Origin of the sequence: Candidatus Frankia alpina, from assembly GCF_902806485.1 — a bacterium.
Taxonomy (GTDB): domain Bacteria; phylum Actinomycetota; class Actinomycetes; order Frankiales; family Frankiaceae; genus Frankia; species Frankia alpina.
Window position 1 is genome coordinate 1 of sequence record NZ_CADCWT010000188.1, and the last position, 9,889, is coordinate 9,889.

The window sequence follows — 9,889 nt, forward strand, 5'->3', positions numbered from 1 at the left end:
ATCCGTCACCAGATCGCTTGAAACCACAACTCAACGACACCTAACAAAGCCCTACTAGTCGTCCGAATCCGGTGCATTTAGCCAACCGTGAACACCTCCCAGCCCCCTGCCTTGATCCGGGCGGGGTCGCTCGTCGAGGGCAGCTCCAGCGCCCCCGGCGCGTCGATGCCGTCGTCCCAGCGCCAGTCGCCGTCCACCCAGGTCAGCACGTCCGCCGCCTTGTCGAACCTGGTGCCGGCGCTCGTGCCGCCCTCGCGCAGGATCAGCAGCGCCACGGTCACCCGGTCGACGTCCGAGTTGACGATCTTGTATCCGAGCGGGGTCGAGGAGAACCAGTTACCCGCCGTCGGTGGCTGGCGGGCGTAGTCGGCCTGAAGCTGCCGAGGGGGACGCCGTTGGGGCGGGACCGCGGCGGCGTCAGCGGGCCGCCCGGGCTCGTCGCCGTCGCGTTCGGCTGCGGGCTCGGGATGCCGAACCGGGTGGGGGCCGACGTGGGCGAGGGCGCCGGCCCGGCGCCTGCGCGTTTCGATGGGCGGCGGACCCGGGGCCTCAGAACAGCCGGGTGATGATCCTGGCGTCGGACTGGCCGTCGTCCCACCGGGGGACGCCCGGCCCGGAGATGGCCGACCGGACCCTGCCCGAACCGGGGCAGGACCGCCGCTGGGAGATGGCGGAGGTCGTGGCTGCCGCGGGCGTCGCCATCGGCCCGTCGGCGCGCAGGCCGGAAGACACCAGGGCGGCCCGCGGCGCGGCGGGGGGCGCAGCCTTGTCCGGCGGTGGCTCGGATGGCAGTGGCGCGGACGGCGAGGCGGGTCCGTCGGAACGCCCCTGGTGCGGGTGTCCCGCGGCGACCTGGGCGGGATCCGCCGGGTTCGCTGTGCCGGTGGACGCCGGGGTGCGATCGCCGTCGAGGGAGGTCGTCACCGTGGCCTCGCCATCGCCGTCGCCGTCGGCAACGGGCGGCACCGGCAGGTCGAACCAGAGGTACTTCCCCGACTCCGCGGTGACCGTTCCCCAGCTGCCGGCGAGGGCGTCGAGGACGAGCAGTCCGCGGCCGCCCTCGGCGTCGGGCGCGGCAGCGCGCCGCTGCGGCAGGACGGTCGAGGTGTCCGAGACGGAGGCGTGGATCAGCCCGGGGCGCATCTCGATGAGCAGCCACAGCGGCGGCTGGCCGTACTTGACGGCATTGGTCACGAGTTCGCTGACAAGCAGCTCGGCGGTGCCGCGGATGTCCTCGGGGAGCTGCACCATCCGCATGCCCTCCCGCAGGACCCGGCGGGCCTGGGGAACGGCCGAAGGGAGATAGGGAAGCTCGGCGAGTATGTGGGTCGCGGGTGGGCATCGAGAGGTCGCCTGCCGAACCACGGCCATGGGAACCGAAGACGCGCTCATCTACCACCAAGCCTGAACAACGAGGACATCGCTCATCGTGTACCCGCTCAGGGCGGATTGAAGCCTTGGAATTCCGATCGCACTCCTTGGAGCGATGCCCACTCGTCATCCGATCATGCCGCAGTCGCAGGACCTGCGGTTATGGCCGGGCGGTCGGCTCCGGTGCCGGTTGGGCGTGACGGTCGCCGCCACCAGGTGGGGATCGGTCAGCCGGGTACCCGCGCAACCAGGATCGCGACGTCGTCGCGCAGGTTGCCACCGGCGAAGCGCTCGGCCACGGCGAGTACCCGGTCAGCGATACCCTGCGCTGACAGTCCCGCGCACCCGGCGACCGCCGCCAGCAGCCGTTCCTCGCCGAGCAGGTCGCGGCCGTCGCGGGCCTCGATCACCCCGTCGGTGTAGAAGATCAGCGACTCGCCGGCGCAGAGGGTGACGTCGATGCCGGGGAAGGAGACCTCGTCGTCGTCGAGGACGCCGAGCAGGGTGCCCGGCCGGCCGACGAACGAGGCGTGGCCGTCCGCGTGCAGCACCACCGGCTGGGGGTGCCCGGCGAGGAACAGCCGCAGGCGGATCCCGGCGGGCTGCGCACCGTCGGCCACCGGGGCCGGGCCGGGCGCACTGGCCGGGCCCGTGATCGACGCCGCGGCCAGGGTGCAGAAGCGGCCCTGGCCGTTGGGATGGGCGGAGGCGGCGTCGCGCAGCGTCCGGTTCAGTTCGAGCAGAACCTCGCCGAGGTCGGTGCCGCGGCCGGTGAGCAGCCGCAGGACGGCGCGGGCCACCCCGGTGACGGTCGCGGCCTCGGCGCCCTTGCCGCAAACGTCGCCGATAGCGATCGTCCAGCCCAACGGGCCCCACAGCAGGTCGAAGAAGTCTCCGCCGACGTCGAGGCCGGCCGACTGCGCCGCGCCGTAGGCGGAACCGAGGTCGAGGCCCTCGATCATCGGCAGTTCCGGTGGGCGCAGCCCCGCCTGCAGCGTGCCGGCGAGCTCCACCTGTCGGCTGTAGAGACGGGCGTTGTCGATGGCGAACGCGGCCCGGCGGGCGAGGTCGGCGAGCAGGTCGAGCTCGTCGGCGGCGAAGGCGTTGCCCTCCGGGCGCCCGAGGGCGAGCACACCGAGGACCCGGCGGCGGGCCTTGAGCACCATCACCATGGCCGGGCCGCCGAACGCGGTCAGCGAGTGCATCCGGTCCCCGCTGGCGGTGCGCACCGCGGCCATCAGCACACCACCCGGGTCGGCCGCCGCCACGCTCAACGCGCCGGCCAGGCTCTCCTCGGCGTGAGCCGCCGACCACAGCGCCGGATCGACGTTCTCCCGGTGCAGGTAGACCGCGCACCACTGCGCGAGTCGGGGGACGGGCAGCCGCGCCAGCAGGGCCAGCGAGTGGCCGAGGTCGAGGCTGCCGGCGAGCAGGTCGGACGCCTCGGCGAGGAACGACAGCATCCCGATCCGGCGCTCCTCGGCGCGGCGCATGTCGCCGCCGCCGAGGGCCAGCGCCATCCACCGGGTCGCCAGCCGGATGCGGTCGACGTCCAGTCCGGCCAGGCCCGCCCCGGGCGCCGGCCACAGCAGCAGCTCGCCGAGGCTCGACTGGGTCGGATCCAGCGGGAACGCGACCGCCTCGCCGGCCTCGCCGACGACGCCGAGGGTGGCCACGGTCTCGACCCCGCCGCCGTCGAGCCCGGGGCGGCGCACCAGCCCGGCGGTCACGGTCAGCGCGTCGACGAGCTGTGCGAGCAGCTCGTTCACCTCGCCCTCGGCGGTCAGGGCGCGCGCGGTGTCACGGGCGATGAGCCGCGGCGGGCGGCTCTGGGCCGGCACGGTCACCTCGGCGTCGTCCTCGGCGGCGCGGTCCTCCGCCGGGACGTCCGCGGTGGTGAGCCGGAACCAGACGGTCTTGCCGCCGGGGCGGTGCTCGGTGCCCCAGCTCGTCGCGAGCGCGTCGACGAGGGCGAGGCCGCGGCCGTCCTCGCGCAGCCCGTCGAGGCCGAAGTCGGCCTCCTCGGAGAACACCGACGGCGGGCGCGGCACGTCCACCTTCTTCACCCGCGCCATACCGATGCGGACCGGGTGCCGGTCGGCGACGCCGACGCGCACGCCGCTGCCCTCCTGGCGGACGTCGACGGTGGCCGCGGTGCCCGCATGCACGACGACGTTGGTGACCAGCTCGGTGACGAGCAGGAGCGCGGAGTCGAGCAGGTCGTCGTCGAGCCGGCCGCGCAGCGTCTCGAGCACGAAGCGCCGTGCGGACCGGGGTGAGTCGGGCGTCGGCGGCAGCGTGATGGCCTGTGTCGACGTCGTCGGACTCCCTCCTACGCCATTCATGTCGCTCAGTCTCTCCTGCGTTGTCCATCGTGAGGCGGATACTGGCGGCTGGTGTCACCTGTCCACCGACGCCCGCCCACGCCGGTGCCCCGAGGAGATCGCCCCTGGCCCGGGCTCCTCCGCCCGGCCCGTCGTCCGAGACGATCGTGCCGACCGAGCTCAGGTAGGAGACCGATGAGTTCCACTGACGACCAGCAGGCCCCGGCCCGCCGTGATCCTGTCGCACCCGGCGGTGACGCTATCGCGACCATCGTCCCCCATGCGACCCGCGACGTGGACGAGACCCGGACATCACGCACCTCGTCGGATGAGCTGATCGCCGATCTCCTGCACGGTCTGACGAGGTTGTGCGAGGGCGACTTTTCCACCCGCCTGCCGGCCCGGGAGAGGTACGCCGGCGAGGTGGTGCGCAAGTTCGACGAGCTGGCCGCCGTCCAGGAGCGCCACGCCGGCGAGCTGGCCAGGGTCAGCAGGGTGATCCGCCGCGACGGGCGGCTCACCCTGCGGATGGAGGACCTGGGCCACCCCAGCGGCTGGTCGGACATGACTCAGGCGGTGAACTCCCTCATCGACGATCTGGCCCGCCCGACCCATGAGGTCGCCCGGGTCATCGCGGCGGTGGCCGAGGGCGACCTGTCCCAGCATATGGCGCTGGAGATCGCCGGCCAGCCGGTGCGCGGGGAGTTCCTGCGGATCGGCACCACGGTGAACACGATGGTGGACCAGCTGTCGTCGTTCGCCGACGAGGTGACCCGGGTGGCCCGCGAGGTCGGCACGGAGGGCAACCTGGGCGGGCAGGCCAAGGTCAAGGGCGTCTCCGGGGTGTGGCGGGACCTCACCGAGTCGGTGAACTCGATGGCGGGCAACCTGACCAGCCAGGTCCGCAACATCGCCCAGGTCACCACCGCGGTGGCGCAGGGCGACCTGAGCCAGAAGATCACCGTCGACGCCCGCGGCGAGATCCACGAGCTCAAGTCGACCGTCAACACGATGGTCGACCAGCTCTCCACGTTCGCCGACGAGGTCACCCGGATGGCCAAGGAGGTCGGCACCGAGGGCAAGCTCGGCGGCCAGGCGCAGGTCAAGGGGGTCTCCGGGGTCTGGCGGGACCTGACCGACTCGGTCAACGTTATGGCCGGCAACCTCACCACTCAGGTGCGCAGCATCGCCGAGGTCGCGGCGGCGGTGGCCCGCGGCGACCTGACCCGGCAGATCACCGTGGACGCCCGTGGTGAGGTCGCAGGTCTCGCCCACACCCTGAACACGATGGTGGACCAGCTGTCGTCGTTCGCCGACGAGGTGACCCGGGTCGCCTGGGAGGTCGGCACCGAGGGCAACCTGGGCGGGCAGGCGTACGTGCGCGGGGTGTCGGGGGTGTGGCGGGACCTCACCGAGTCGGTGAACTCGATGGCCGGCAATCTGACCAGCCAGGTCCGCAACATCGCCCTGGTGGCCACCGCGGTCGCCCGGGGCGACCTGTCACAGAAGATCACCGTCGCCGCCCAGGGCGAGATCCTGGAGCTCAAGGACACCCTGAACACGATGGTCGACCAGCTGTCGTCGTTCGCCGACGAGGTCACCCGCGTCGCCCGTGAGGTCGGCACCGAGGGCAACCTGGGCGGGCAGGCGCACGTGCGCGGGGTGTCGGGGGTGTGGCGGGACCTCACCGAGTCGGTGAACTCGATGGCCGGCAATCTGACCAGCCAGGTCCGCAACATCGCCCTGGTCACCACGGCCGTCGCCCGCGGCGACCTGTCTCAGAAGATCACCGTCACCGCGCAGGGCGAGATCGCCGAGCTCAAGGACACCGTCAACACGATGGTCGACCAGCTCTCCTCGTTCGCCGCGGAGATCACCCGGGTGGGCCGGGAGGTCGGCGTGGAGGGCAAGCTCGGCGGCCAGGCCACGGTCGCCGGCGTGGCCGGAACCTGGAAGGACCTCACCGACAACGTCAACCAGCTCGCCTCCACACTGACCATCCAGCTGCGCGCGATCGGCGACGTGTCCACCGCCGTCACCAGAGGCGACCTGACCAGGTCCATCTCGGTGGAGGCCGAGGGCGAGGTCGCCGAGCTCAAGGACAACATCAACCAGATGATTGCCCGGCTGCGGGAGACGACCGAACTCAACGCGCAGCAGGACTGGCTGAAGTCGAACCTGGCCCGCATCGGCAGCAAGATGCAGGGCCAGCGCGACCTCTACGCGGTCTGCCAGATGATCATCAGTGAGATGACTCCGGCGGTTAACGCCCAGCAGGGCACCGTCTACCTGCTGGACTTCATCGAGGGCGACAAGCTGCGCTACGTCGCCGGCTACGGCTCGGTGCCCCGGCGCCGCTCGGACGGCACGTTCATGTTCGGCGAGGGCCTGATCGGGCAGGCGGCGCTCGAACGCAACCGGATCCGGGTCGAGCACGTGCCCGCCGGCTACCTCAACATCCGCAGCGGCCTGGGTGAGGCGCCGCCGTGCGACCTCGTCGTCGTCCCGGTCGTCTTCGAGAACCAGGTGCTCGGTGTCATCGAGCTGGCGTCGTTCACGCCGTTCTCCGAGCTGCACCTGACCCTGGTCGACCAGCTCGTCGACACCATCGGCGTCGTCCTCAACACGATCATGGCGAACGCGCGGACGGAGGAGCTGCTGGCCCAGTCCCAGCGGCTCACCCAGGAGCTGCGGTCGCAGTCGGTCGAGTTGCAGCGCACCAACAACGAGCTGGAGGAGAAGGCGGCGCTGCTGGAGGACAAGAACCGCGAGATCGAGCTGGCCCGCATCGGCCTGGAGGAGAAGGCCGAGCAGCTCGCGCTGTCCTCGCAGTACAAGACCGAGTTCCTGGCGAACATGAGCCACGAGCTGCGCACGCCGCTGAACAGCCTGCTCATCCTCGCCAAGCTGCTCGCCGACAACCCCGACCGCAACCTGTCCCGCAAACAGATCGACTTCGCCGAGACGATCCACTCCGCCGGCTCCGAGCTGCTCGGCCTGATCAACGACATCCTCGACCTGTCCAAGGTCGAGGCCGGCAAGATGGACATCGACGCCGCCAACGTGAGCACCGCCGCCCTGTGCGACGCCGTCGCCGGGGTCTTCGGCCCCGTCGCGGACGAGAAGGGGCTGGCGTTCGAGGTCAGCCTCGCCGTCGACGTGCCGGCCGAGTTCGTCACCGACGAGCAGCGCCTGCAGCAGGTGCTCAAGAACCTGCTGTCCAACTCGGTGAAGTTCACCGACAGTGGCACCGTTCGCCTTGACGTCACCCTCGCCCGCCCCGACCTGCCGCACCTGGCGTCGCACCTGCGCTCGGCCGGCACGGTGCTGTCCTTCGCGGTCAGCGACACCGGCATCGGCATCGCCGCCGACAAGCTACGCATGATCTTCGAGGCATTCCAGCAGGCCGACGGCACCACGTCGCGCCGCTACGGCGGCACCGGGCTCGGCCTGTCCATCAGCAAGGAGATCGCCCGACTGCTCGGCGGCTCGATCGCGGTGTCCAGCGCGGTCGGCCACGGCAGTACCTTCACCCTCTACCTGCCGGCGGCCCCGCTCGCGCAGATGCCGGCCTTCGGGGTCACGCCGGGCGAGCCCGACGACGTCCTCATGATCGTCGGTGCGTCGGACGGTGCTGGCTGGGGCCTGGACGAGCCGGTGCGAGCGGGCCAGGCCGGGGCCGGCTCCCCGCCCGCGCAGGGCTGGCGCAACGGAATCGCCGACCGCATCGGTGGCGGTGCCGGCCAGTACAGCGGCGCGACCACGCCGATGACCACCGCCGACGGCGGGGCGAACGGGGCTGGTGGGGCGAACGGGGCCGAGGTCCATGCCGGCTCGGCCGGGACCCGGGCCTTGCCGCCGGCCTCGCCCGCGCACACCACGGACTGGCGGTCGCGCGACACGACGGTGGGCACCCCGTTCCTGACGGAGCCGGCCGACACCGGCGCCCGGCTGGCCGCGGGCGACCTCGACGAGTCCGACCCGCTGATCGGAACGACCGTCCTGGTCGTGGACGACGACGTGCGCAACGTGTTCGCGCTCACGAGCGCCCTGGAGATGTACGGAATGCGGGTCCTCTACGCCGATAACGGCCACGACGCGATCCGCACCCTCCAGCAGGACACCGCGCCGGTGCACCTCGTCCTGATGGACGTCATGCTTCCCGGCATGGACGGCAACGAGACGACTTCGATGATCCGGAACATGCCCGCCTTCGCCGACCTGCCGATACTGGTACTGACCGCGAAGGCCATGCCCGGGGACAGGGAGAAGAGCATCACCGCCGGCGCCACGGACTACATCACCAAGCCGGTGGATCTCGATCATCTCCTCGGGGTGATGCGGTCGCATCTGTATTGATCAGATCGCGTATCGTGCGCATTCGGGTGCCTATCGGTGGGGCGGTGAGATGCCGTCGGGAGCGATCAGCGATGGTGGTGGGGTGGCGACACCCACCATGGACCGGCAAGGCGATCGCGAAGGAGGAGGCAGGCGGGTGACCGAGCGGAGCGGCGGTTCCGTCGACGGCGAAGGCGGGCCGGCCACGGAACGACCCCGCAGCAAGATCCTGCTGGTCGACGACCGAGCCGACAATCTCATGGCGCTGGAGGCGATTCTCGCCTCCCTGGATCAGGATCTTGTCACGGCGTCGTCGGGCGAGGAGGCACTCAAACGCCTTCTTGTCGACGACTTCGCGGTGATCCTGCTGGACGTGCAGATGCCTGGGATGGACGGATTCGAGACGGCGCATCGGATCAAGCAGCGTGGGCGCACTCGAGACACCCCGATCATCTTTCTCACGGCGATCGATCGGGAGCCGCACCACGCGTTCCGCGGTTACGCTGTCGGCGCGGTCGACTACATTGCGAAGCCCTTCGATCCCTGGTTGCTGCGGGCGAAGGTCAGCGTGTTCGTGGAGTTGTTCGAGAAGAACGAGCGGCTGTCCGAGCTGGCCCATCAGCGGGTCCGGGACTTCGACCTGATGACGGAGGTCGTCGAGCGGCTTATCGCGCTCGACGTCCTGCTGGAGGGCGGCGCCGAGAGCTCTCCCGAGGAGACGCTCGCGGCGGCCGGCGCCGAGGTGCGCGGGCTGGTCGCCCGGCTGCAGCCTTTCGCCCGCTCGAACAACACCTGACGGCATTCACCGGCGTTGTCCGTCGGCGTTGTCCGCGGACGTTGTCTGTCTGCTTCGGCGGTTCGATGCCGCGGCGGCACCGCGCCTTCCTGTAGTCGTGGTGCCGCGCAGGGAGACCGCTGGCCGGCAGGTCCGGGTGGGGGCGGCAGGCGCGCGGCGGGGTACCCCGGGTACTCGGCCGAGGGACCTCCGGCGTGCGGCAGGTGCGTTGTGTCGGTCACATCCCACCGTCGTCGGGGATGACGACGGACCCGATCGGAGGCTTCATCCCGTTCCCGATTCCTCACGCTTCGTCGTAGGAGCGACGCCGACCAGCGCCAGATCAGCCGCCCAGCCGCATCGGAACGTCCGTGTCGGGCCGCTCATATCCTGATGTCCCGGCTGACATCACGCCGTGACCGAATGGCTGCCGTCCCCACCCTTGCTCCGCGCCGATAGCATGCTTTTGTCGACCAGATCCGCCGCCGTGCCCGCACGGTCGGTTTGTGCAGCCGTAGGAAGTTTCGTCGTATGGCGATTGCCCGGCGCACTCCCCATGCTCTTGCCGGGTTGGATCCAAGGACTATCGGTCCGTATACAGTTGAACGGAAACTGGTCGACGCCGGGACAGGTCCGGTGTTTCTCGCCCGTAACAATCTCGCGCGGCCGGTCCTCATCAAACTGATCACGGCGCCGTTCGGTCGTGACACGGAGTTCCGCCGCCGCCTGCGCATCGACCTGGATCGTCTGCGGCGGCTGGCTCCGTTCTGTCTCGCCGCGATCCTGGATCTGGATACGCTGGCCCGCCCCCCTTACGTGGTCGTCGAGTACATCGACGCGTCGACCCTCGCTGCCAGCGTCGAGGACGACGGTCCGTTGCGCTCGGCCGACACCGCCCGGCTCGCGGCGGCGTTGTCCGTGCTCCATGGCGAGGGAATTGTTTTCGGTGATTTGAAGCCGACCAATGTGGTGCTTTCTGGGCAAGGGTTGCGATTGGTCGACTTCGGACTTGCTCGGGTACCGAGCCTTTCCCGGTAACGTTTCGTCGCTTTGCGTGACATCAATGTTGTGTTGGTGTGTT

At 70.5% G+C, this 9,889-nt stretch carries 6 protein-coding genes; 3 read left to right on the forward strand and 3 right to left on the reverse strand.

Going from position 1 to position 9,889, the window contains the following annotated elements; all coding sequences use genetic code 11:
• Positions 1-77: 77 nt before the first annotated feature.
• From G6R25_RS17680 to G6R25_RS17690, 3 genes are all read right to left on the reverse strand, one after another.
• Positions 78-281, reverse strand: coding sequence for a hypothetical protein (locus tag G6R25_RS17680; RefSeq protein WP_163553872.1), 204 nt, complete (start codon positions 279-281; stop codon positions 78-80).
• A 268-nt stretch (positions 282-549) separates the two neighbouring features.
• A complete protein-coding gene (locus tag G6R25_RS17685; RefSeq protein WP_235948899.1) occupies positions 550-1,371 on the reverse strand; it encodes an ATP-binding protein in 822 nt (273 codons plus the stop codon).
• Positions 1,372-1,598: 227 nt separating this feature from the next.
• On the reverse strand, positions 1,599-3,716 hold the full coding sequence (locus tag G6R25_RS17690; protein ID WP_163553874.1) for a SpoIIE family protein phosphatase: 2,118 nt from the start codon (positions 3,714-3,716) through the stop codon (positions 1,599-1,601).
• Positions 3,717-3,890: 174 nt separating this feature from the next.
• Here G6R25_RS17690 and G6R25_RS17695 point away from each other — a divergent pair, with 174 nt between their 5' ends.
• From G6R25_RS17695 to G6R25_RS17705, 3 genes are all read left to right on the forward strand, one after another.
• A complete protein-coding gene (locus tag G6R25_RS17695; RefSeq protein ID WP_163553875.1) occupies positions 3,891-8,054 on the forward strand; it encodes a HAMP domain-containing protein in 4,164 nt (1,387 codons plus the stop codon).
• A gap of 136 nt (positions 8,055-8,190) precedes the next feature.
• On the forward strand, positions 8,191-8,829 hold the full coding sequence (locus tag G6R25_RS17700) for a response regulator (protein WP_163553876.1): 639 nt from the start codon (positions 8,191-8,193) through the stop codon (positions 8,827-8,829).
• A 615-nt stretch (positions 8,830-9,444) separates the two neighbouring features.
• The gene (locus G6R25_RS17705) at positions 9,445-9,846 is read left to right on the forward strand and encodes a protein kinase domain-containing protein (RefSeq protein WP_235948900.1); all 402 of its coding nucleotides are present in this window, start codon (positions 9,445-9,447) and stop codon (positions 9,844-9,846) included.
• Positions 9,847-9,889 lie beyond the last annotated feature (43 nt).

Coding starts and splice junctions, on each gene's coding strand:
- G6R25_RS17685 (WP_235948899.1), bottom strand. CDS start 1,371: ATGGCCGTGGTTCGGCAGGCGACCTCTCGATGCCCACCCGCGACCCAC.
- G6R25_RS17690 (WP_163553874.1), bottom strand. CDS start 3,716: ATGAATGGCGTAGGAGGGAGTCCGACGACGTCGACACAGGCCATCACG.
- G6R25_RS17695 (WP_163553875.1), top strand. CDS start 3,891: ATGAGTTCCACTGACGACCAGCAGGCCCCGGCCCGCCGTGATCCTGTC.